Annotated in this window: 20 protein-coding genes; 12 read left to right on the plus strand and 8 right to left on the minus strand. The window is 61.6% G+C overall.

Annotated elements, in window-relative coordinates; all coding sequences use genetic code 11:
* Positions 1 to 10: 10 nt before the first annotated feature.
* Positions 11 to 325, minus strand: coding sequence for a co-chaperone GroES (gene groES / locus BW978_RS07150; protein WP_076393639.1), 315 nt, complete (start codon positions 323 to 325; stop codon positions 11 to 13).
* 267 nt (positions 326 to 592) lie between these two features.
* Between groES and BW978_RS07155 the strand changes: the two genes are divergently transcribed.
* Together BW978_RS07155 and treY are read left to right on the plus strand one after the other, a co-directional pair.
* Positions 593 to 865 carry an usg protein gene (locus BW978_RS07155; protein WP_076393641.1) on the plus strand — a complete coding sequence of 91 codons (273 nt, stop codon included), beginning with the start codon at positions 593 to 595 and terminating at the stop codon, positions 863 to 865.
* 92 nt (positions 866 to 957) lie between these two features.
* Positions 958 to 3,615, plus strand: coding sequence for a malto-oligosyltrehalose synthase (treY, locus tag BW978_RS07160; protein ID WP_076393643.1), 2,658 nt, complete (start codon positions 958 to 960; stop codon positions 3,613 to 3,615).
* A gap of 87 nt (positions 3,616 to 3,702) precedes the next feature.
* Here the strand turns inward: treY and BW978_RS07165 are convergent, their stop codons facing one another.
* The 3 genes from BW978_RS07165 to BW978_RS07175 form a co-directional block, all read right to left on the minus strand.
* Positions 3,703 to 4,008, minus strand: a complete 306-nt coding sequence (locus BW978_RS07165) for a DUF982 domain-containing protein (protein ID WP_076393645.1) — start codon at positions 4,006 to 4,008, stop codon at positions 3,703 to 3,705.
* A 74-nt stretch (positions 4,009 to 4,082) separates the two neighbouring features.
* Positions 4,083 to 4,937, minus strand: a complete 855-nt coding sequence (locus BW978_RS07170; protein WP_076393647.1) for a PfkB family carbohydrate kinase — start codon at positions 4,935 to 4,937, stop codon at positions 4,083 to 4,085.
* Positions 4,934 to 5,962, minus strand: a complete 1,029-nt coding sequence (locus tag BW978_RS07175; RefSeq protein WP_076393649.1) for a substrate-binding domain-containing protein — start codon at positions 5,960 to 5,962, stop codon at positions 4,934 to 4,936. Before BW978_RS07175 ends, BW978_RS07170 begins: the two co-directional genes overlap by 4 nt.
* Positions 5,963 to 6,309: 347 nt before the next feature.
* Here BW978_RS07175 and BW978_RS07180 point away from each other — a divergent pair, with 347 nt between their 5' ends.
* Together BW978_RS07180 and BW978_RS07185 are read left to right on the plus strand one after the other, a co-directional pair.
* Positions 6,310 to 7,095: a ThuA domain-containing protein gene (locus BW978_RS07180; RefSeq protein WP_076393651.1), complete on the plus strand. Its 786-nt coding sequence runs from the start codon at positions 6,310 to 6,312 to the stop codon at positions 7,093 to 7,095.
* Positions 7,092 to 8,150 carry a Gfo/Idh/MocA family protein gene (locus BW978_RS07185; protein ID WP_175616855.1) on the plus strand — a complete coding sequence of 353 codons (1,059 nt, stop codon included), beginning with the start codon at positions 7,092 to 7,094 and terminating at the stop codon, positions 8,148 to 8,150. The genes BW978_RS07180 and BW978_RS07185 overlap by 4 nt, the downstream gene beginning before the upstream one ends.
* 93 nt (positions 8,151 to 8,243) lie before the next feature.
* Here BW978_RS07185 and iolG read toward each other — a convergent pair whose 3' ends face one another.
* Entirely contained in the window at positions 8,244 to 9,239 is a 996-nt protein-coding gene (gene iolG, locus BW978_RS07190; RefSeq protein WP_076393653.1) for an inositol 2-dehydrogenase, read from the minus strand.
* Positions 9,240 to 9,444: 205 nt separating this feature from the next.
* On the opposite strand from iolG, the gene BW978_RS07195 reads away from it, so the two are divergent.
* The 7 genes from BW978_RS07195 to BW978_RS07225 all read left to right on the plus strand — a co-directional run bounded on the left by BW978_RS07195 (position 9,445) and on the right by BW978_RS07225 (position 16,891).
* Complete coding sequence (locus BW978_RS07195; protein ID WP_076393655.1) at positions 9,445 to 10,263, plus strand: MurR/RpiR family transcriptional regulator; 819 nt, start codon at positions 9,445 to 9,447, stop codon at positions 10,261 to 10,263.
* Between the two features lie 119 nt (positions 10,264 to 10,382).
* Entirely contained in the window at positions 10,383 to 12,323 is a 1,941-nt protein-coding gene (gene iolC, locus BW978_RS07200) for a bifunctional 5-dehydro-2-deoxygluconokinase/5-dehydro-2-deoxyphosphogluconate aldolase (protein ID WP_076393657.1), read from the plus strand.
* On the plus strand, positions 12,320 to 14,140 hold the full coding sequence (iolD, locus tag BW978_RS07205; RefSeq protein ID WP_076393659.1) for a 3D-(3,5/4)-trihydroxycyclohexane-1,2-dione acylhydrolase (decyclizing): 1,821 nt from the start codon (positions 12,320 to 12,322) through the stop codon (positions 14,138 to 14,140). The genes iolC and iolD overlap by 4 nt, the downstream gene beginning before the upstream one ends.
* Positions 14,141 to 14,142: 2 nt before the next feature.
* Positions 14,143 to 15,036: a myo-inosose-2 dehydratase gene (iolE, locus tag BW978_RS07210; RefSeq protein WP_076393662.1), complete on the plus strand. Its 894-nt coding sequence runs from the start codon at positions 14,143 to 14,145 to the stop codon at positions 15,034 to 15,036.
* Between the two features lie 105 nt (positions 15,037 to 15,141).
* Entirely contained in the window at positions 15,142 to 15,408 is a 267-nt protein-coding gene (locus BW978_RS07215) for a hypothetical protein (RefSeq protein ID WP_076393664.1), read from the plus strand.
* Between the two features lie 23 nt (positions 15,409 to 15,431).
* A complete protein-coding gene (iolB, locus tag BW978_RS07220; protein WP_076393666.1) occupies positions 15,432 to 16,241 on the plus strand; it encodes a 5-deoxy-glucuronate isomerase in 810 nt (269 codons plus the stop codon).
* A 119-nt stretch (positions 16,242 to 16,360) separates the two neighbouring features.
* Positions 16,361 to 16,891, plus strand: coding sequence for a DUF3833 family protein (locus tag BW978_RS07225; RefSeq protein ID WP_175616856.1), 531 nt, complete (start codon positions 16,361 to 16,363; stop codon positions 16,889 to 16,891).
* Between the two features lie 3 nt (positions 16,892 to 16,894).
* On the opposite strand, the gene BW978_RS07230 is transcribed toward BW978_RS07225, so the two are convergent.
* The 3 genes from BW978_RS07230 to BW978_RS07240 are packed head-to-tail and all read right to left on the minus strand — an operon-like array spanning position 16,895 to position 20,303.
* Positions 16,895 to 18,109, minus strand: coding sequence for a TIGR03862 family flavoprotein (locus BW978_RS07230; RefSeq protein ID WP_076393670.1), 1,215 nt, complete (start codon positions 18,107 to 18,109; stop codon positions 16,895 to 16,897).
* A gap of 6 nt (positions 18,110 to 18,115) precedes the next feature.
* The gene (locus BW978_RS07235) at positions 18,116 to 19,291 is read right to left on the minus strand and encodes an aminotransferase (protein ID WP_076393672.1); all 1,176 of its coding nucleotides are present in this window, start codon (positions 19,289 to 19,291) and stop codon (positions 18,116 to 18,118) included.
* 19 nt (positions 19,292 to 19,310) lie between these two features.
* On the minus strand, positions 19,311 to 20,303 hold the full coding sequence (locus BW978_RS07240) for a LysR substrate-binding domain-containing protein (RefSeq protein WP_076393674.1): 993 nt from the start codon (positions 20,301 to 20,303) through the stop codon (positions 19,311 to 19,313).
* Positions 20,304 to 20,466: 163 nt separating this feature from the next.
* On the opposite strand from BW978_RS07240, the gene speB reads away from it, so the two are divergent.
* Complete coding sequence (gene speB, locus BW978_RS07245) at positions 20,467 to 21,522, plus strand: agmatinase (RefSeq protein ID WP_076393676.1); 1,056 nt, start codon at positions 20,467 to 20,469, stop codon at positions 21,520 to 21,522.
* The last annotated feature ends 59 nt before the right edge of the window (positions 21,523 to 21,581 follow it).

Below are 21,581 nucleotides of genomic sequence, written 5' to 3' on the forward strand. Positions count from 1 at the left end.
CTGATGGTTCTCAGGCGGCTTTCTTTTCGGCGGCTTGGGCTTCGATCACGCCCATGATGTCGGCTTCCTTCATGATCAGCAGCTCTTCGCCGTCGATCTTGATGTCGGTGCCGGACCACTTGCCGAAGAGGATGCGATCACCGACCTTGACGTCGAGGGCGACGATCTGGCCCTGATCGTTGCGCGCGCCGGGACCGACGGCGATGACTTCGCCTTCCTGCGGCTTTTCCTTGGCGGTGTCGGGGATGATGATGCCGCCCTTGGTCTTTTCCTCGGACGAAACGCGGCGGACGACGATGCGGTCGTGCAGCGGACGGAACTTCATGTTTTCCTCCTGGACAAACAAAATGGAACGTCCCCAAAGGCCGGACCGGATAAGGTCCGGACGGGTTGCCGGACCCTTTCATGGCATCCGGCGCGCGATGATTTGGTTTTTCCGATTTTATCTTTCAAGAGGATCGCGCGAAAAAATCAGCACTCTCGGCTGTCTGCTGCTAACATAATGATTTTACTGTGTAATATGTGAAGCCCTCTTGTCAAAACGTGAGTTTTTGTCAAACTTTTTCTCGTCAGTGACCACGAGGGAAACCGCATGAAATCTTCTGATCACTTCACCCTCCAGATGGAGGGTTATGGCCTTACCACCGCACACATCCTCTACCGGATGCCCGACTTCCGCTCGGTGCTGCAGACGTTCCTCTGGCAGGACTACGATCTGGCTCCCGACTTCCCGCAGATGACGAAGTTTCTGGATTTCTGGCGGGCCAATCTCGACGGTGACCTGCATTCCGTGCGCTTCAGCCACAAGCGGCTGATCGGACCGAACGAATGGCGCAAGGTGGACGGCGAATTTAACCTCCACTGAGATCCGGCATCCACCGGGGTGGCGGGAACAAGGCAGGCTGGCAGGCGTTGGTCCGGGTCGGACAAAGCCACCTACCTCCCAAGGATGCCAGCATGCCTCTTCCCGTTTCGACCTACCGCTTGCAGTTTCGCGGCGGCATGGACTTCGACCGTGCCATTGGGCTTGTGCCCTATCTGAAGCGCCTCGGCATCACCCATCTCTACGCGTCGCCTGTGTTTGCCGCGACCGATGGATCGACCCACGGCTATGACGTCACGGATGCCAATGTCATCGATCCCGTGCTTGGTGGTCGTGAGGGGTTCGAACGGCTGGCAGCCGCGTTGAAGGCCGAAGGTCTCGGCCTGATCCTCGACATCGTGCCGAACCACATGGCGGCCAGTCTCGAGAACCCATGGTGGCGGAGCGTCATCGAGTGGGGCGAGGCAAGCCGCTACGGGCATTACTTCGATATCGACTGGAGCCAGCGACTGACACTTCCGTTTCTCGGCAAGCCGTTCGAGCAGGCGGTGGTGGATGGAGAGGTGTCGCTCGCGCTTGATCCTGTCCGAGGGGGCCTCGCATTCGGCTATTTTGACAGTCTCTACCCGCTGAACCCATCGACCTATACCGCCGCTCTCGCCAAGTGTGAGCACCCCATGGCCGCGCCGCTCTCGGATCTCGGGCGCAAGGCAAAAGCCGGTGAGGAGGCCGAATTCCATAACGCTGTCGTTTCGCTTTGCCGCGAACATGGCTGCGATGGGCTGCTGGAGGAACTCAGGGCGAAGGCTGAGGAGCGAGAGTTTTTGCTCTTTCTCCACGACCTTCAGCCCTTTCGCCTGATGCATTGGACGGAAGCCGCCAAGGGCCTCAGCTATCGGCGTTTCTTCGAAATCGCCGGTCTTGTCGGTCTGCGCGTCGAGGCATCAGATGTCTTCGAGGCTGCCCATCGGACGGTGCTTGAGCTCGTTGAAGCCGGCCACGTCGACGGATTGCGCATCGACCATATCGATGGTCTCGCAGACCCCGGCCGCTATCTGAAGCAGTTACGCGACGCTGTCGGGCAGGACATTCCAATCTATGTCGAAAAGATCCTGGCACCGGGAGAGGATCTGCCACAGAGCTGGCCGGTGCAGGGCTCGACCGGCTACGAATTCATCGCGACCCAGGTGCCGGTTCTGCTCGATCCCGCGGACTTCATCGCCATGCGTCAGGCCTATGTCGCGATCGCGGGGCCACAGACCCCTGTTGCGGACAAGATGCGCGAGGCGAAGCTTCGCATGATCCGCGTCAACTTCGCTGGCGAGGTGAAGGCCCTGGTCGGGCAGGGCGCTGATCTGCTCGGGCTCGACGAGGAGACGATGGGCCGGGCTCTGGAAGAGCTTCTTCTCGCCTTCCCACGCTATAGGACCTATGCAGCGCAGGGAGACATGAGCGCCGGGGATCGGCAACTCGTTGATCAGGTGCTGAGCGAAGCAAAAGCGCGGCTCGACGAGACGGCGGCCGATGCGGCCTGGTCCATCGCCGATCTCCTGAAGGGGGAAGGCCGTTTTGCAGGTGATGGTGTTGGAACCGATCTCTTCCGCCGCCGCTTTCAGCAATTGACTGGGCCTCTGATGGCAAAGTCGCTCGAGGACACGCTGTTCTTCCGACATGTCGAGTTCCTGGCCTTGAACGAGGTCGGTGGCGAGTTGGAGCCGGAAGAGGGCGGCCTCGAACATTTTCATGCCGAGATGCAGCGGCGTGCGCAGACGCAGCCATCGGGGCTTTCCGCATCCTCGACCCATGACACCAAGCGCGGCGAGGATGCCCGCGCGCGTCTCTTTGCGCTTGCCGAGGATGCGCCCCGCTTCGCAGGCCTGATCGACGGTTGGCGCAAGGCGCATCGGGGTGCCGTCATTGAACTCGACGGCAAGCCCGCGCCCGAGGCCGAAGTCGAGTGGATGATCTTTCAAGCGCTGATCGGCCACTGGCCGGTCGATCTCACGGCGGACGACCGCGAAGGTATTGCCGATTTTGCCGAGCGTGTTTCGGCCTTCGTGGAGAAATCCCTGCGCGAGGCAAAGCTCCGCACGGATTGGAACGCGGTGAACGAAGCCTACGAGACTGCCGTGAAGGACTATGTCCGGACGCTGCTTCTCGACAGTCCTCAATTCGTCAACGAGTTCGTGCACGAGATCCAGCCGCTGATCTGGGCGGGTCTGATCAATGGCCTCACCCAGACCGTGATCAAACTGACCGCGCCCGGTGTTCCCGACATCTATCAGGGAAGCGAAGCGCTCGATTTCAGTTTCGTCGATCCCGACAATCGGCGTCCGCCACCTTTCGAAACCCTGTCCGCTTTCGATCCCAAGGCGCCGATTTCCTTCGGCGACCCACGCGCGCTGGCCGAGGGGTGGCTGAAGCAAGCGGTCGTCGGCCGCGGCCTGTCGCTTCGCAACCGGTATCCCCAGCTGTTCCTACATGGGCAATATCTGCCGTTGACGATCACGGGCCCCCGCCAGTCGCAGGCCGTGGCGTTTGCGCGGGAGCAAGATGGTGTCGCTGTGATCATTGTTGCCTGTCGCCTACCGATCGCCATGCTTCAGCAGAGCGAGGGGCTGTCATCGGAGCAGTTCTGGGGGGATACCGTCGTGCAATTGCCGGACGTTCTCGCAGGGCATGGCTGGACGGACGTTTTTTCTGATCGGCAGATTGTCGCCGCCGAAGGTATCCTGCTGCGGGAGCTGATGGAGGGCCAGACGATCGCGGTGCTGACCTCGGGAGCCGCTTGAGCGACTCTGTCCTTCGAAACGGATCCCTAGCGGGGCGGATGCAACCATCCGTCCCGCCCGCGCGCGTCATCCATTTGCTCCGGAGTGTCAGGCGACGGCGGATCTGGCTCTCGGCAGGAAGCTCACCATTTGCTTTCGCGGGTTTGAACATTGGCGCATACCGGCCTCGCCTGCCGCCGCGATGAAGGCGCTGCGCGCCAGCTCCGTTGCGCGAGCACCACGCAGGGCGATGCGGCAAAGCCGCAACGCGCGTTCATAGGCAGGGCCGCGTCTCGTCGGCCACTCCGCATCGAGAAAATCGAGCGCATCATATGCATTCAGAAAACGCCGGGTCAGCCCACAGGGCAGTTCCAGTTCGACGGGCACGTTCCAGGTGAAATCGGCTTCAGTCATGCCTTCCTCCGTTTGGCGCCCCAGCAACTCGGAGGATGGTCAGGAAGTTCCCGCAGGACGATCAAATAAAGATGTCATGATGTTGATTTTTCTGTTGCATATCGCGATCGGGCTTCACGCTGCTCCAGCCATGTCGTGGTCTCGTTACCTGCATGCTGGCTTGCCTCAATGGCGTTTTTCCCGCCCAGCAGGGCGTGCAGCAGACTGCCGCTGAAGGTGTCGCCTGCACCGATCGTGTCGCGCACGGTAACGCACCGGCTCAAGGTCACTCGCGTTTCCGTGTTCCCGTCATAAACCGAGATGGCGGCCGGGCCGTCCGTCATCACGAGATGGGTGAGCCGATCGGTCGCGAGCCTTTGTGCCATGGCCCAGACATCGGCGATCGGTATGCCGGGCAAATCGGCTTTCGAACCGACCATGATATCGGCGGCACGCACTTCGCCCTCGCGCAGCGGAAACTGCGAGACGACGAGGGGTGAGCGGTTCAGAGAGGCGAGGATGGCGTCCGGCAGTTTTGGCGCGTTAACGTAGAAGGCATCTGCCTCAATTGCGCGATCGAGCACGAAGGTGCGGGAGAGGCGTCGTTCGCTGGACAGGATTGTCCGTTCACCCGTGGGGTCGAGCAAGATATCTGCGAGGTCCGTCTCGCCGTCACGCCGGGTAATCAGCGACGTATCGAAGCCCGCATTCTGCAGGTCGGCATAGGCGTTCTCACCATTGATGTCGGACATCAGGTTCGACAGGAGCGCCACGTCGTGTCCGAGATCGAGAAGCCTTCGAGCGGTGAAATATCCGCCGCCGCCGAGACGCGTCTCCCGGGATGACCAGGCAATCCGTCCACCGGCGCGCAGCGGCTCGGTCAGGCGCCAAATGCGGTCATGATTGATGTGGCCGATGACGACGATCCGCTTCCTGCCTGTCTTGCTCATATGGAAGCTTCCTCCGGTGCGGGGCGGCTGGTCTCGCGCAGGATCAATTCGACTGGCCAAAGTTCTTGAATGTCGCTTGCTTGTTGACCGGCTAGTATCTGCAGAAGGAGATCGGCGATGCGCTTGCCGGCAGCCCGGATCGATGAGCGCGTGGTCGATAGCGGCGGCACCATGTTCTCGGCTGTGAGATAGGGGAAGACATCGTCATGGGCGACGACCGAGACATCCCGGCCGATCACAAGGTTCATCGATCGCGCCGCGCGGTAGATACCGAGGGCAGTCATCATCGAACCTGCAACGAAGGCGGTCGGCTGCGGGCGTTGTTTGAGCGCGGAGCGGGAAAAGCGGAAACCGATCTCGTCGGTAAAGTCGCCATGACTGACCAGCTTTGGGTCAAAGGGAATTCCGCGGTCGGCGAGGGCTTGTCTGTAACCCTTTAGACGATCCAGCGTGAAGGTCAGCCCCTCACGACCGTTCAGCAAGGCGATGCACCTATGACCGAGGTCGAGGAGGTGCTCCGTGCTTCGTCGGATCGCGCCTTCATTGTCGATGTCGAGCCAGGCATGCGCCACATCGCTCACGGAGCGACCATGGACGATGAAGGGCAGCTTCAATCGGTCCAGCAGAGCGATGCGCGGGTCATTCGGCAAGGGGGAGTGGATGACGACAGCATCGACACGACGGCTCTCGGCCAGTCTGCGGTAGAGCTGCAATTCGTCACCGGGATCGTGCCCGATCATCGGCGTGATCAGGATGTCGGTGTCCTCGCTGCTCAGGCGGTCGGCCATCCCGCTGATGAATTCGGAGAACTGGTAGTCGCCGGCCTTGGTCATGACGACGCCGATCGCGCCGGCCCGACCCGTCGCAAGCCGTACCGCATTGATGTTGGGCCGGTAACCGAGGCGCGCCGCTTCTTCTATCACCCGGACGCGGGTGGAGGCGCTCACCTCCGGATAGCCACTCAGCGCGCGGCTGACCGTGGTCGGTGACAATCCGATCTCTCTGGCAAAGTCCTTGAGCTTCATCCGTTCGCCTGCACCTTGGCGAGGCTATCTCTGCTCGCCCACGGCTTATGTCATGCGTCGGCGCATTGTGGCAATTCTTGTGTCGCAATGTCAAAGCGCTTCCAAAAGGTGGCGCTGTCCAGGGCCTCACAGATCGCGATATGTGTCCGTGGAGAACGTAAATCCTAAGGGGCTGGCTGTTTGACACCCAAGCTAGCAACTGCAAGTGTGGCTCTCCAAACCGCTTTCAAATTTTTCGTTTCATGCCCTAGTTTCGTTTTGATTCATTCCTAGTTCTGACGGAACGATGGGTCTCGTCGAGGCTTTTTTGATGGCCGGTTGACTGGCGCTAACCAAGGAGAATTCAGATGACGATCAGAACGGTTGTCTGGGGCGAAAACATTCACGAGCGCGAAAACGCCATCGTCCGCGGGATTTATCCCGACGGCATGCATGCGACGATCGCCGCCGCGCTGAACACGGATCCGGATATCGAGGCAACGACGGCGACGCTGCAGGAGCCTGAGCACGGGCTTTCCGTCGAGCGGCTGGCCGAGACCGATGTGCTCGTCTGGTGGGGCCATAAGGCGCATGGCGATGTCTCCGACGAGATCGTCGAACGGGTCGCAAGCCGTGTCTGGGAAGGCATGGGGCTGCTCGTCCTGCATTCCGGCCACTTTGCCAAGCCGTTCAAGCGGCTGATGGGCACGCCCTGTGCCTTGAAGTGGCGTGAGGCGGGCGAGCGCGAGCGGATCTGGACGGTCAATCCCGGCCATCCGATTGCATCAGGCATTCCGGAGAACTTCGTGCTGGAAAACGAAGAGATGTACGGCGAGTTCTTCTCGGTTCCGGAGCCGTTGGAAACGGTGTTCATCTCGTGGTTCGCCGGCGGCGAGATCTTCCGCTCGGGCCTGACCTGGCGCCGCGGTGCTGGCAACATCTTCTATTTTCGACCCGGTCACGAAACCTACCCAACCTATCACGACGCGACCGTTCAGCAGGTGCTTCGCAATGGCGTGAAGTGGGCGTATAATCCGATGCCGCGCTACGTGGCCGTGCATGATGCTCCGAATGTTCCGGTCGAGCAGGCACTCGAGCCGATCACGGAACGTGGCCCGCGCCTGCATCAGGCCGGTGAGGAAGGCTACAAATGAGCGCTGCCCCCATACGCCTTCTGATCCTTGGCACGGGTGGCATGGCCAATACCCATGCCATGAACTTCTCGACCATCACCGATGTTCAACTTGTCGCGGCTGTTGATCTCGACATGGCGACGGTGCGCGCCTTTGCCGCCCGGCACAATATCCCCAACACCTTCACCTCGCTCGAAGAGGCGATTGCCTGGGGTGAGTTCGATGCCGTAACCAATGTCACGCCGGACAAGGTCCACTACCCAACGACGCTCAAGCTTCTCGCTGCCGGCAAACACGTCATGTGCGAAAAGCCCCTGGCGGAAAACTATGCCAAGGCCGACGAGATGGCGACGGCGGCGGAAATGTCTGGCCTCGTCAACATGGTCAACCTCACCTATCGCAATGTGGCGCAGGTGCAGAAGGCCCGGCAGATGGTCATCGGTGGCGAGATCGGCAAGGTCCGGCATATCGAGGCCTCCTACCTGCAGAGCTGGCTCGTCTCCAAGGCCTGGGGCGACTGGTCGACGGAGAGCCAGTGGCTCTGGCGGCTTTCCACCAAGCACGGTTCGAATGGCGTGCTCGGCGATGTCGGCATCCATATCCTCGACTTCGCTGGCTATGGTGCGGCGACCGATATCGACCATGTCTTTGCGCGACTGAAAACCTTCGACAAGGCGCCTGGTAACAGGATCGGCGAATACGATCTCGACGCCAATGACAGCTTCACCATGACCGCCGAGTTTACCAACGGCGCGATGGGTGTTGTTCACGCCAGTCGCTGGGCGACGGGCCATCTCAACGAGTTGCGCCTTCGTGTCCATGGCGACAAGGGCGCGTTGGAGGTCATCCACCGCCTCGACGGGTCGAGTCTGAGGGCCTGCCTGCAGGAGGATGTCGAAAAGGCCGTCTGGCGGGAGATCGCGGTCGATCCGGTCGAGACGAACTATCAGAAGTTCATCACGGCGATCCGCTCAGGTTATGGGCAGGAGCCGAGCTTCCGGCATGCTGCCAATCTGCAGAAGATCCTCGATCTGGCCATGCTGACGGAAGTCGAGCGGCGCGAACTGGCGGTCTAGTCTCAGCGATCGAAACGGAAAACGCCGCCCGAGGAGGTTCGGGCGGCGTTTCCATTCTGCGCGACCTTGCGGTCCCGCGGGAGCTATTGATCGTCAGTAGGTAACGGTGACCGCCGACTTGTCCTTGGCCGACTTGACGGCGGCGTCTGCCAGCGCCAACGCGATCAGACCGTCTTCGGCCGAGGGCGCCATCGGCGTGCCGTTGTCGAGCGCGTCGATGAAGGCGGAGATTTCAGCTGCATAAGCTGCCGTGTAGCGGGTCATGAAGAAGTCGTGCAGCGGCGGACGGGTATAGCCATCCTTGTTGGCGACTTCGATCGAGACCGGGCGCTGGTTTTCGGCCGAGACAGAACCTAGCGAGCCATGCACCTCGATGCGCTGGTCGTAGCCATAGGAGGCGCGGCGCGAATTGGAGATGATCGCCTGGCGGCCGCTCTTCGTCGTCAGGATCAGCGAGGCGCTGTCGTAGTCGCCGAGTTCGCCGATCTTGGGATCGACCAGCACCGAGGCCGAGGCCTGCACCGTCTCGATTTCTTCGCCGAGCAGGAAGCGGGCCATGTCGAAGTCATGAATGGTCATGTCGCGGAAGATGCCGCCGGAGACCTTGATGTATTCGGCCGGCGGTGCGCCCGGGTCGCGGCTGGTTATTGTCACCATCTCGACCTTGCCGATCGAGCCCTTGTCGATTTCCTTGCGAACGGCCTGGAAATGCGGGTCGAAGCGGCGGTTGAAGCCGAGCATGACCTTGCCGCCGACGGCGCGCACGGTCTCTAGGCAGGCCTTTGCGCGTGCCACATCCAGATCAATCGGCTTTTCGCAGAAGATCGCCTTGCCGGCCTTGGCAAAACGCTCGATCAGATCGGCATGCGTGTTTGTCGGCGTGCAGATGATGACGGCGTCGATGCCCTTGTCGGCCTCAATCTCCTCGATCGTCTTGACCGCGCAGCCCGTCTGGGCGGCAATGGCGTTTGCGGCGTCGGCAAACGCATCGGCGACCGCGACGAGTTTCGCGCGCTTGTCTTCCGCGATTGCCTTGGCATGCACTTTGCCGATACGGCCTGCGCCCAGAAGGGCCAGTCTCGTGACCATGTTCATTTCCTCCCTGTCACGCCTTGGTCTCTCGTCAAGAGGAGGCGATTGTGATGTCGTTGGGCGCTCCTGATGCAGGCGCTTGGTCTATGTTCCATTTCACGCTGGCAAATGCCACGTTTTGGAATATATGTTCCATTTTGCTAGATCGTGATACGATTTCTGTCAAGCGTGACGATGTTTCCGGATGAGGGCTGGGGAGCGAATGAGCGAGAGCGGTGGACCGCAGACGATCAAGGCCTTCGAGGATCGCCTGCTGGAAGTTTCCGGGAGCCTGCCTAAGCGGCTGCAACAGTGCGCCGACTATGTCGCTGCCAATCAGGACCGGATCGCCGTGTCGACCGTTGCCGAGATGGCGGAAGGTGCGGGCGTGCAACCATCCGCCTTCATGCGCTTCTGCCAGATCATGGGCTTCACAGGCTTTTCGGAGATGCAGAAGCTGTTTCGCGAGAGCTTCGTCGGCGGCTGGCCTGACTATACCACGCGTCTTCAGCACTTGCGGGAAAAGGCCGAGGGGTCGCCCTCCGCTCTTCTCGCCGAATTTGTCGAGGCGGGACGGCTATCGCTCGAAAATCTGGTGAAAACCGTTGATCCGCAGGCCATGGAAGTGGCCGTGAAGCAGCTTTCCGATGCGCGCATGATCCACATCATCGGTCTGCGTCGCTCCTTTCCGGTCGCAAGCTACATGGCCTACGCTTTCGAGAAGATGGGCGTTCCGGCGATGCTGCACAGTGTCGTCGGGCGGCTCGACAACCATCATGCCATCCGCGAGGGTGATGCCCTGCTTGCTGTGACCTTCTCGCCCTATTCCGCCGAAACGCTTGAGCTGGTCGAGCAGGTCCGGGCGCGCAGCGTTCCGGTTGTCGCCGTCACCGATACGGTGGTCAGTCCGCTTAGGCGGATGGGGGCGACGCTGCTGTCGGTCTCGGAAGTCGATTTCGGCGCTTTCCGGTCGCTTTCCGCGACGCTTTGTCTCGCTATCACTCTGTCCGTTGCCGTTGGAACGGCGCGACAGGATGGCTGAACGTCCGTATTGAAATTCTAAAAAATAGAATTTATAGTCCATTTAAGAAGTGGCCGTTCCAAATCGTGGAATGGTTTCGAGGCGGGGCGAAAGATCCCGTATCACAGGGAGGACATCGCATGGCTTCGCTCGATCTGATCACGATCGGCCGCTCGTCCGTGGACCTTTACGGGGCCCAGGTCGGCGGTCGGCTGGAGGATATGGCCTCTTTCAACAAATATATTGGCGGATCACCGACCAATATCGCAGCCGGCACCGCGCGGCTCGGCCTCAAGTCGGCATTGATCACCCGCGTCGGCGACGAGCATATGGGCCGCTTCATCCGTGAGCAGCTGGTGCGCGAAGGCGTCGATGTGCGCGGCGTGAAGACCGACAAGGAGCGGCTCACCGCGCTTGTGTTGCTCGGTATTCGCGACGAACACCAGTTTCCACTGATCTTCTATCGCGAGAACTGCGCCGATATGGCGCTGTCGGAAGAGGATATCGATCCGGACTTCGTCGCCGAAGCGCGCTGCGTCTGCGTCACCGGCACGCATCTTTCCAACCCGCGCACCGAACAGGCCGTGCTGAAGGCGCTGGAGATCGCGCGCCAGTCTGGCGGCCTGACCGCGCTCGACATCGACTACCGCCCGAACCTCTGGGGTCTTGCCGGCCATGGCGATGGCGAGAGCCGGTTCGTCGAATCCGAGAAGGTGACGCGGAAGCTGCAGTCGACGCTGCATCTGTTCAACCTGATCGTCGGCACGGAAGAGGAATTCCACATTGCCGGTGGCTCGACCGATACGATAGAGGCGCTGAGAGCCGTTCGTCAGGTCTCGCCGGCAACGCTGGTCTGCAAGCGTGGACCGATGGGCGCTGTCGTATTCGAAGATGCCATTCCCGATAGTCTCGACGAGGGGCAGACCGGTGAAGGCTTCCCGATCGAGGTCTTCAATGTGCTGGGCGCCGGCGACGGCTTCATGTCCGGCCTGCTGAAGGGCTGGCTGACCGGAGAAGACTGGCCGACCTCGCTAAAGTTTGCCAATGCCTGCGGCGCCTTTGCCGTTTCGCGCCACGGCTGCACGCCGGCCTATCCGAGCTGGGAGGAGCTGCAGTATTTCTTCAAGACTGGCATCCAGAACAAGGCGCTGCGCAAGGATGCAGCACTAGAGCAGGTGCATTGGTCGACCAACCGCAAGGGTGACTGGTCGACGATGCGGGTCTTTGCCTTCGATCACCGCATGCAGCTGGAAGCCATGGCCAAGGAATCAGGTGTTTCGGACCACCGGATCGGCGCTTTCAAGAACCTCTGCCTCGATGCCGCCCTCAAGGTCTCCGATGGCAGAGCCGGTTATGGCCTGCTCTGCGACAGCCGCCTGGGTCGCGACGCGCTTTACCGCGCCGCCGGTACGGGGTTGTGGATCGGTCGTCCGGTCGAATGGCCGGGCTCGCGCCCCCTGACGCTGGAGCAGGAGATCGGCCCGGATTTCGGCGGTCTGGTCGAATGGCCTGTCGATCATGTTGTGAAGGTGCTCACCTTTTATCACCCCGATGATACGCCCGAGATGAAGGCCGAGCAGGAGCAGACCGTTTTGCGGCTCTTCCATGCCGCCCGTCGCAACCGGCTGGAGTTCCTACTGGAGGTCATCCCCTCCAAGGTTGGCGCCTGTGATGACGAAACGGTGGCCAAGATCATCGAGCGCTTCTACGAGATCGGTGTCTATCCCGACTGGTGGAAGCTGGAGCCGATGAAGACGACGGCCTCCTGGGCCAATGCCTGCAACGCGATCGAGCGCAATGATCCCTATACGCGCGGCATCGTCGTGCTGGGGCTTGATGCGCCGCAGGCGGAACTGGAGGCGAGTTTCCAGCTTGCGGCAGGCTTTGATCTGGTCAAGGGTTTTGCGGTCGGTCGAACGATCTTCGGTGATGCCGCGCGCAAGTGGCTCGCCGGCTCGCTGAGCGATACTGCTGCAGTGGAGGATATGGCCGCGCGTTACCAGAGCCTCTGTGCGATCTGGGACGCTGCGCGCCAAAAGGCGCAAGTGGGGGCGGTTTCCGCCAAGGGAGAGAGAGCATGAAGACGATCCGGCTGACTGCCGCCCAGGCGATGATGCGCTACCTCGCCAATCAGATGAACGAGGATGGTGTTCCTTACATTGCCGGCATGTGGGCGATCTTCGGTCACGGCAATGTTGCCGGCATCGGCGAGGCGCTCTACGGCATCCGTGACGAGCTGCCGACCTATCGTGGCCAGAACGAGCAGTCGATGGCGCATGCGGCGATCGCCTATGCCAAGCAGCTCGGTCGTCGCCGCGCCATGGCGGTGACCTCGTCCATCGGCCCCGGCGCGCTCAACATGGTGACGGCTGCGGCCCTCGCGCATGTCAATCGTCTGCCGGTGCTCTTCGTGCCCGGCGACGTCTTTGCCAATCGTGGCCCGGATCCGGTGTTGCAGCAGATCGAGGACTTCGGCGACGGCACGATGTCGGCGAATGACTGCTTCCGCCCTGTCTCGCGCTACTTCGACCGCATCATGCGGCCGGAGCAGCTTCTGACCGCGTTGCCGCGCGCCATGCGCACGTTGACCGATCCCGCCGATTGCGGCCCTGTCACGCTCGCCTTCTGCCAGGATGTGCAGGCCGAGGCCTATGATTATCCGGAAAGCTTCTTTGCCAAAAAGACCTGGCGCTTCCGCCGTCCGGAGCCGGATGTCGTGGAATTCGAAGCTGCGGTTGCGGCTCTCAAGGCTGCTAAGAACCCTGTGATCGTTGCCGGTGGCGGTGTGCATTTTTCGGGTGCCACGGACACGTTGAAGGCCTTCGTCGAGAAGCACCAGATCCCTGTTGTCGAGACCCAGGCCGGCAAGTCGGCACTGGCTTGGGACCATAGTCTGAACTTCGGCCCTGTCGGCGTGACCGGTGCCGAAAGCGCCAATGTCGTGTCGGAAAAGGCCGATCTCGTCATTGGCGTCGGCACGCGCTTCCAGGATTTCACGACGGGCTCCTGGGCGCTGTTCAAGAACCCGGATCGGAAGATCCTGGCGCTCAACGTCCAGCCTTACGACAGCGCCAAGCATGATGCGATCCCGCTGGTGGCGGATGCCAAGATCGGCCTTGAAAAGCTGTCGGCTGCTCTCGGCAATCACAAGTTCGTCGCACCCGATGCGGGTCTCAAGGCCTCCTGGTTCGCCAAGGCGGATGCCGTCACGGCAGCGCCGACCGACTCGAATGCTCTCCCCACCGACATGCAGGTGATCGGTGCCGTGCAGCGCGCCTCGCGTGACAATACGGTTGTCATGTGCGCCGCCGGCACCATGCCGGGCGAGCTGCATCAGCTGTGGAAGTCGAAGCTGCCGCTCTCCTATCACATGGAATACGGCTTCTCCTGCATGGGCTACGAGATCGCCGGCGGTCTCGGCATCAAGATGGCCGAGCCCGATCGCGACGTCGTCGTCATGGTCGGCGACGGCTCCTACATGATGATGAATTCGGAGCTGGCAACCGCCGTCGGCATGGGCGTGAAGATCACGCTCGTGATCACCGACAACAGGGGTTACGGCTGCATCAACCGGCTGCAGATGGGCACCGGCGGGGCGCAGTTCAACAATCTCTACGCCCACACCAATGTCAGCCCGATCGGCATCGATTTCGCAGCCCACGCCGCGTCGATGGGCGCGCGGTCCCAGAAGGTATCGTCGATATCAGAGCTGGAAGCAGCGCTTGATGCCGCCCGCGCGGCGACCGAGACCACTGTGATCGTCATCGATACCGATCCTTATCCGACCACCGGAGCCGGCGGCTACTGGTGGGATGTCGCGGTACCGGAAGTCTCGGCCCGCGCTGAAGTCAATCAAGCCCGCGTTGCCTATGAAGCGGCTCTGAAGGAAAGAACCTGATCATGATCCTTTTCGGAACCAACCCGATCGCCTGGTCGAACGATGACGACCGCCGCCTCGGCGCCCATATCAGCCTCGAACAGTGCCTGGACGAAACTGCCAAGATCGGTTTCGACGGCATCGAGAAGGGCCACAAGCTGCCGACCGATCCAGCCGGATTAAAGTCGGTGCTCGAGCCGCGCGGCCTGAAATTCGTCTCCGGCTGGCATTCGCTGAACCTGCTCACCAACACGATCGAAGACGAAAAGGCCGCCATGCAGCCCTTCCTCGATGTGCTCAAGGCCATGGGCTGCAAGGTCATCATTGTCTGCGAAACCTCGAATGCCATCCATGGCGCCGATGATGTGGCACTCGCCGACCGTCCGGTCCTGTCCGATGCCGATTGGGCCAAGTTCGGCGCCGGCGTCGAGGCGCTTGCGAAGTTCTCGGCGTCGCAGGGCATCTCGCTGGTCTACCATCACCACATGGGAACGGTCGTCGAGACCGAAGCGGAAATCGACAAGCTGATGGAGCATACTGGCCCGCATGCCAAGCTGCTGCTCGACACGGGCCATTGCTTCTTCGGTGGCGGCAATCCGGAAGCGGTTGCGAAAAAATACATGCACCGCGTTGGTCACATCCACGCGAAGAATGTTCGTCCCGTGATCGCCGATCAGGTGCGCAACGAAAAGCTCTCCTTCCTTGAAGGCGTGCGTCGCGGGGTGTTCACCGTGCCTGGCGACACCGAGGGCGGCGTGAATTTTACCCCGGTTCTGAAGATCGCCGCCGAGCATGGATACCAAGGCTGGATCGTCATCGAGGCCGAGCAGGATCCGGATGTGCGCAATCCCTTCGAGTATCAGAGCCTCGGCCTGAAGTCCCTCAAGGGCTTCGCCAAGGATGCCGGATTGATCTGAATTGAAGTCGGGGCGGGGACGTAATCTTCGCCCCGTGTTTTGACAGCAGGCGGATTTGGGCTCTATTGCAGGCGACCCATTCACAAGACTGCCGGGAGCAAAGCCTTGAAGTTCCAGATCCTTGATCCGACCCATCCCTTCTTCAAGCCGCTTTATCGCCGCATACTCTGCGTCGTGCTGCCGCTGGCCTGGGCGGGGGTTGAGTATTCGAACGGTGCCACCGGATGGGCGATGATCTTCGTCGCCTGCGGTCTTTATGCCGGTTACGAGCTGCTGTTCATGTATGATCACACGATGAAAAAGGCCGAAGCCAAGGCGGAGGCCGAACGGGCGCGGATTGCAGCCGAAGCCGAACGGGCTGACGCCGACTGAGCGCCGAAATCAGGAGACGAGGAATGGCCGATCTGTTGCGCAAGCCTTCGGGCACATCCGGCAAAGTGCATGACATTACCCCCGCCAGTGCCGGCTGGGGCTATATCGGCTTCGGGCTCTACCACCTGAAAGCGGGCGAAAGCGCTGTCGAGCAGACCGGCGAGACGGAGGTCATTCTCGTACTCGTCGAAGGCAAGGCTGAGATCTCTGGTGGAGGCAAGGAGTTCGGTGAACTCGGCCATCGGATGTCGGTGTTTGAGAAGACCCCGCCGCATTGTGTCTATGTGCCGGCCGGCAGCGATTGGTCGGCCAAGGCCACCACCGACTGCGTGCTGGCCATCTGCACGGCACCTGCCATGCCGGGACGCGAGGCACAGCAGATCGGGCCTGAGGGCATTTCGCTTGTCGATCGCGGCAAGGGCGCCAACACGCGCCATATCTACCCGATCGCCATGGAAGATCGCGATGTGGCCGACAGCCTTCTGGTGACGGAAGTCTTCACGCCCTCTGGCAACTGGTCGTCCTATCCGCCGCACCGGCATGACGAGGACAATTTCCCCGAGATGACCTATCTTGAGGAGACCTATTACCACCGCCTCAACCCGGCCCAGGGTTTTGGCTTCCAGCGTGTCTTCACCGAGGATGGTTCGCTGGACGAAACCATGGCGGTGTCCGATGGTGACGTGGTGCTGGTGCCTAGGGGGCATCACCCCTGCGGCGTGCCGCATGGCTATGAGATGTATTATCTCAACGTCATGGCCGGCCCCTTGCGCAAATGGCGCTTCCAGAACCATCCTGACCACGACTGGATCTATCAGCGCGATAACGGCTGAATTCGGTTGAGGCGGTGCCTGCGCCGCCTTCACGAATATGTTTGCCGTGCCGGGCAAAAATCCGGCCGTCCATCCGGTGCGTAGTGGTTTGCACAAAGCCAATGATGGAGACGCCAATCATGCCGAAGCTCACTTTCGCCCTTGTCGGGCTCGCCATGAGCCTGCTGCCGACCGCAGGTCAGGCGGCGGACAAGTTCACGTTCGAGGACTACTTTGTTGGTCGCACGGAAGCGGTCGGTTCCTTCCGCGCGATCAATGGCGTCAAGCGCACCTTCACTGTTGATCTCACGGGCAAGTGGGATGGCAAGACGCTGACGTTGCGCGAAGACTTCGTCTTCGACGACGGGACCAAGGACCGCAAGACCTGGCGCTTCACCAAGACGGGGCCGACCACCTATAGCGGCACCCGCGAGGATGTGATCGGCGAGACGACCGTGCGGCTGAATGGTGCCGTCGCGCGCTTCAACTATCTCGTCTATCTGAGCCCGGAAACCCAAGGCAATAAGGTGCATTTCTGGGACAAGATGGTGTTGCGCGAGGATGGGACCGTGCTGAACACAGCGCTCGTCACCAAGTTCGGCATCCCAGTCGCCAAGACCACTGTCGAGTTCCGCAAGCCGGGCTCCTCGCACAAGACGGCGAGCCGCTAAGGGTCAATCGTTTGGTGGCTCCAGCCAGCGGTGGATACCATCTGCCGCAGCAATTCCTGTCGCGAAACAGGCGGTCAGCAGATAACCGCCCGTCGGCGCCTCCCAGTCGAGCATTTCGCCGGCGACGAAAGTGCCGGGGCGTGATGTCAGCATGAAGTGCGCGTCGATTGCGTTCAAGGAGACGCCGCCTGCCGTCGAGATTGCCTCGGCAATCGGACGCGGGCGCTTGACGGCGAGCGGCAGGGCCTTGATGCGTTTTGCCAGCTCGGTGAGGTCGAGCCGGTTGGCCTCAGGGGTGGCCTCTCTGATCAGCGCGATCTTCACGCCGTCGAGATTGGCGGCCTTCTTCAGGCGGGTTGAGAAACTTGCCTTGCGGTCCTGACGCGCCAGGTCCGTCGTCAGTTTCTCGGTCGTGCGCCCCGGCGTGAGGTCGAGGACGAGCTCCGCATGGCCATCGCGGTCGAGCGCGTCCCTCAGCGATGCCGAATGGGCGTAGATCAGGCTGCCTTCTATACCGCCTTTGCTGATGACGAATTCACCCTGGGTGGTGCCGGCTGCCGAGGTTGCCTTCACCGATTTCACCGGCAGCCCGGAGAAACGGGTGTCGAAGCTTTCGGAGAAGTCGCAGTAGAAACCGCAATTGGCAGGGCGTAGTGGCGTGATGTCGACCGCTTCTGCTTCCAGCAGCGGCACCCAGGCTGCATCCGAACCTAGCTTTGGCCAGCTCGCACCACCGAGCGCAAGAAGTGTGGCGTCGGCAGTGGCGTGCTTCTGCCCTTCAACCGTTTCGAAGGTCAGGGCCTCTCCGTCAAAACCCGTCCAGCGGTGGCGGGTGAGGATGGTCACGCCCATGCCCTCCAGGCGTTTCAGCCAGGCGCGCAGCAGCGGCGAAGCTTTCATCACCTTGGGGAAGACGCGACCGGAGGAGCCGATAAAGGTTTCCGTGCCGAGGTCGGCTGCCCAGACCCGGATCGCCTCCGGCGTCATCAGGTCGAGTATGGCGCGCAGCCGATCGTTCGCCGCGCCAAAGCGGGTCACGAAGCGCGCATAGTCCTCGGCATGGGTGATGTTGAGGCCGGACTTGCCGGCGAGCAGGAACTTGCGGCCGACCGTCGGCATGGCGTCATAGACCGTCACAGCATGGCCTTTGCCGGCGAGATGTTCCGCCGCCATCAGGCCCGCCGGGCCGCCGCCGATGATCGCCACGCTCTTCGACATCCGTGATCAGTCCAGCTTGAAGGTCGATAGACGAGAGACCAGACCTTTGATCGTTGCACTGTCGGCATTGGCGAAGGCGAAGCGCAGGTAATCCTGGCAGTCGTCGCCGAAATAGGCGCCGGGGATGCAGAGCACGCCCGCCTTCTTCGCCAGCCTTTCCGCGACATGGGCGGAGTCCTGGCCTGCGAAGGGATGGCGGATGAAGGCGAAATAGGCGCCGAGCGAGTCCATCTGCCAGTCGGGAAGCTTGGCCATCACGCCCTTCAGGGTTTCGGCGCGCTTAAGGATCTCGATGCGGTTGTCCTCGCGCCAGGCCTTGAGCGCCGGGATCGCCTTGGCGACGGCCGCCTGGGGTGGACGCGGCGCGCAGATCTGCAGATTGTCCATGACCTTGGCGATTTCCGAGACGGCACGGGGGCCGGCCGTGATTGCGCCGAGGCGGTGGCCTGGGATGCAAAAGGATTTGGAGAAGGAGTAGAGGAGGATGAGGTTCTCTTCCCAGCCGTCGACCGATAGCAGATCATGCGGGCGGCCTTCGCCGGGGAGGAAGTCGCGATAGGTCTCGTCGAGAATGAGGAAAGCACCTGCCTTGCGGCAGGCCTCGAAGGCCTGGCGCAGCAGGTCCGCCGGATATATGGCGCCCGTCGGGTTGTTCGGTGACACGAGTGCCACGGCTTTGACGCCCTTCGCCAGGGCCGCCTCGATGCCTTCGATGGTGGGCACGAAACCGGTCGCTGGATCAAGCGGGATCAGCTCGCGGCGAATGCCCATCATCGTCAGCGTGGTTTCCTGGTTGAAGTAAAAGGGATCCGTCAGCGCCACCGCATCGCCGCTCCCCGCAATCGCGGAGACTGTTGCCATGAAGGCCTGGTTGCAGCCGGCAGTGATGTGGATGTTGTCGGCCGTGACAGGCGCGCCGTAAACGGAGGCCACTTCTGCCGCATAGGCCTCGCGCAGCGGCGCTTCGCCTTCTATCGGGCCGTAGCCGGCATTTGACCGCGCCGAGGCGGCCTCGGCCAGCCAAGCGAAGAGATCGGGATGCGGCGGATAGCCGGGCACCGCCTGGCTCAAGTCGATCATCGGGCCCGCCGCTTCGTCATAGGCGCGCGCCCAGGCAAAAACCGAAGGGACAGGCGGAGCCGAGAGATCTGCAACGAGCGGATTGAAGGGGGCGGCGGGCATGGCAGGTTCCTCGGTGTTATCAGCTCTCTTCCGAGAGCACGGTAATAGTGTTGGTGTTGGTGTTGCGCTTGCGGGTCGAGGGCAGGCCTCGTCCCGAAGGTCGGCTTGCCGGGCGCGGCTGGGCGGCGCGCTCGGTTTCGATCATGTCGAAGATCCAGTCGATGAAGACCTTGGCGATCGGGGCTGGGCGAACATCATTGCGAGCCGCGACATAGAAGGCATCCGGTGCGGGCACCGCGAGATCGAAGGGGATGACCAGTTCGCCGGCGGCAATCAGGCTGGAGGCCGTGATGCTATCCCCGAGCGCCACGCCCTGGCCGAAACGGGCAGCCTCCGTCGAAAGCCTTGCATCGCCCATGAAGTGTTCCCGCGCCTTGGGCATGTCGAGCTGATCAGCGGCGGCAAGCCAGCTTCGCCATTCGCGGCCGTCATCGCCATGCAGCAGCACGTGGTCGTGCAGATCGCGAACCGATCGCAGAGGCCGCGTGTTGAGCAGCGTGGGGCTGACAACGGGGAAGAGTTCGAAGGTGCTCCAGAGCCGTGTCCAGCAATCCTTCCAGCCGCCGGCGCCATAGAGGATCGCAATGTCGATGTCGGGGGAGTAGATGAGGTTCGGATCGTTGCTTGAGGTCAACGTCAGGCTGATCTCGGGATAGCGATCGACGAAGGAGCCGAGGCGGGGCACGAGCCAAAGCGAGAGTAGCGCCGGCACGCAGGAGATGCGCAGGCTGCCGCTGGTCGAGGGGCGGTTCATCAGCGCGGTTGCCGCCGCAATGCCATCGAAAGCCTGGGTGACGGCCGGCAGGAGGAGCGCGCCTTGCGGTGTCAGTTTCAGACGCTTGCCCCCGCGCTCGAAAAGCGCCGTCTTCAGCGTTTCTTCCAGGCTGCGGATCTGATGCGAGATGGCGCCGTGGGTGACGCTCAACTCCCGCGCTGCAGCCGAGATCGAGCCGCGACGAGCGGCGGCCTCGAAGGCGCGCAGGGGGTTGAGCGGGGGCAGGCGGCTTGCCATTGATGGTTCAGGATCCGTGAATTTTTCTCACATCGAATGCTATAACATCGTGAATTGATTTTCCAAGTCTGTTGCGGGTTAATGCTTACAATAAAGGCATGCCAAGATCGTGCCGCAAAAATGGACGATGATCTGCTCATTGTTCACTAACAGGGAACGCCAGATGACTTTCGATGAAAAGCGCCTTGCGGCGCTGCGCGAGAAATACGGAAACGACAAGGCCGGCGAGATCTTCGATCCGAAGTTTGCCAAGGTCGGCGAGAAGATCTTCTCGAACGGTACGCGGGCTGCCCCGTATGCCGGCGTGCCGACTTTCGTGTCTGCGCCCTATCGCCAGGTTGATCAGCGCAACCCGGATGTCAGTGATCTCGACGTCGCGATCGTCGGTGTGCCGATGGACCTGGGCGTCACCAATCGGCCAGGCTCGCGCTTTGGGCCTCGCGCCTTGCGGGCCATCGATCGCATCGGTCCTTACAACCATGTTCTCGAATGCGCGCCGGTCTTCGATCTCAAGGTCGCCGATATCGGTGACGTGCCGTTTTCCAGCCGTTACCGGCTGGAGATGAGCCATGACGACATCGAGGCCTATCACACGAAGCTGGTGAGCCAGGGCGTGTTGCCGCTCTCTGTTGGCGGTGACCATTCGATCACCCATCCGATCATGAAGGCGATTGCCAAGAAGCATGGCCCCGTCGGCATGGTCCACATCGACGCCCATTGCGACACCGGCGGTGCCTTCGACCAGACGAAGTTCCACCATGGTGGCCCGTTCCGCAACGCGGTGCTGGATGGCGTGCTCGATCCGGTCCGGACGATCCAGATCGGCATTCGCGGACCTGCCGAATATCTCTGGGAGTTCTCCTACGAGTCCGGAATGACCGTCATTCACGCCGAGGAAATCAATGGTCTCGGCATTGCGGCAATCATCGAAAAGGCAAAGGCCGTGATCGGAGATGGGCCGACCTATCTTTCCTTCGATATCGACAGTCTCGATCCGAGCGTCGCTCCCGGCACTGGCACGCCGGAGGTCGGTGGTCTGACGTCACGCGAGGCACTGGAGCTCATTCGTGGCTTCAAGGGCATGAATCTCATCGGCGGCGATGTGGTCGAAGTCGCGCCGCAATATGACGCGAACCACAATACGGCGCACGTCGGCGCACAAATCCTCTTCGAAATCCTCAGCCTGATGGTCTACAGTCCGGCCATCAAGGCCCGCTGAGGGCTGATATCCCGGACGGCTCATGTCGTCCGGCAACCGATACAGACGAACGGGCGAAA

This window comes from Rhizobium sp. RU33A (genome assembly GCF_900156055.1).
Lineage (GTDB): Bacteria > Pseudomonadota > Alphaproteobacteria > Rhizobiales > Rhizobiaceae > Allorhizobium.

Bases quoted from the DNA above. Each gene is read 5' to 3' on its own strand.
- iolB (WP_076393666.1), top strand. From the start codon at position 15,432: ATGGCCGATCTGTTGCGCAAGCCTTCGGGCACATCCGGCAAAGTGCAT.
- iolE (WP_076393662.1), top strand. From the start codon at position 14,143: ATGATCCTTTTCGGAACCAACCCGATCGCCTGGTCGAACGATGACGAC.
- BW978_RS07240 (WP_076393674.1), bottom strand. From the start codon at position 20,303: ATGGCAAGCCGCCTGCCCCCGCTCAACCCCCTGCGCGCCTTCGAGGCC.
- BW978_RS07165 (WP_076393645.1), bottom strand. From the start codon at position 4,008: ATGACTGAAGCCGATTTCACCTGGAACGTGCCCGTCGAACTGGAACTG.
- BW978_RS07180 (WP_076393651.1), top strand. From the start codon at position 6,310: ATGACGATCAGAACGGTTGTCTGGGGCGAAAACATTCACGAGCGCGAA.
- groES (WP_076393639.1), bottom strand. From the start codon at position 325: ATGAAGTTCCGTCCGCTGCACGACCGCATCGTCGTCCGCCGCGTTTCG.
- treY (WP_076393643.1), top strand. From the start codon at position 958: ATGCCTCTTCCCGTTTCGACCTACCGCTTGCAGTTTCGCGGCGGCATG.
- BW978_RS07225 (WP_175616856.1), top strand. From the start codon at position 16,361: ATGCCGAAGCTCACTTTCGCCCTTGTCGGGCTCGCCATGAGCCTGCTG.
- BW978_RS07230 (WP_076393670.1), bottom strand. From the start codon at position 18,109: ATGTCGAAGAGCGTGGCGATCATCGGCGGCGGCCCGGCGGGCCTGATG.
- iolC (WP_076393657.1), top strand. From the start codon at position 10,383: ATGGCTTCGCTCGATCTGATCACGATCGGCCGCTCGTCCGTGGACCTT.
- BW978_RS07175 (WP_076393649.1), bottom strand. From the start codon at position 5,962: ATGAAGCTCAAGGACTTTGCCAGAGAGATCGGATTGTCACCGACCACG.
- BW978_RS07195 (WP_076393655.1), top strand. From the start codon at position 9,445: ATGAGCGAGAGCGGTGGACCGCAGACGATCAAGGCCTTCGAGGATCGC.
- BW978_RS07155 (WP_076393641.1), top strand. From the start codon at position 593: ATGAAATCTTCTGATCACTTCACCCTCCAGATGGAGGGTTATGGCCTT.
- iolD (WP_076393659.1), top strand. From the start codon at position 12,320: ATGAAGACGATCCGGCTGACTGCCGCCCAGGCGATGATGCGCTACCTC.
- BW978_RS07185 (WP_175616855.1), top strand. From the start codon at position 7,092: ATGAGCGCTGCCCCCATACGCCTTCTGATCCTTGGCACGGGTGGCATG.
- iolG (WP_076393653.1), bottom strand. From the start codon at position 9,239: ATGGTCACGAGACTGGCCCTTCTGGGCGCAGGCCGTATCGGCAAAGTG.
- BW978_RS07170 (WP_076393647.1), bottom strand. From the start codon at position 4,937: ATGAGCAAGACAGGCAGGAAGCGGATCGTCGTCATCGGCCACATCAAT.
- speB (WP_076393676.1), top strand. From the start codon at position 20,467: ATGACTTTCGATGAAAAGCGCCTTGCGGCGCTGCGCGAGAAATACGGA.
- BW978_RS07235 (WP_076393672.1), bottom strand. From the start codon at position 19,291: ATGCCCGCCGCCCCCTTCAATCCGCTCGTTGCAGATCTCTCGGCTCCG.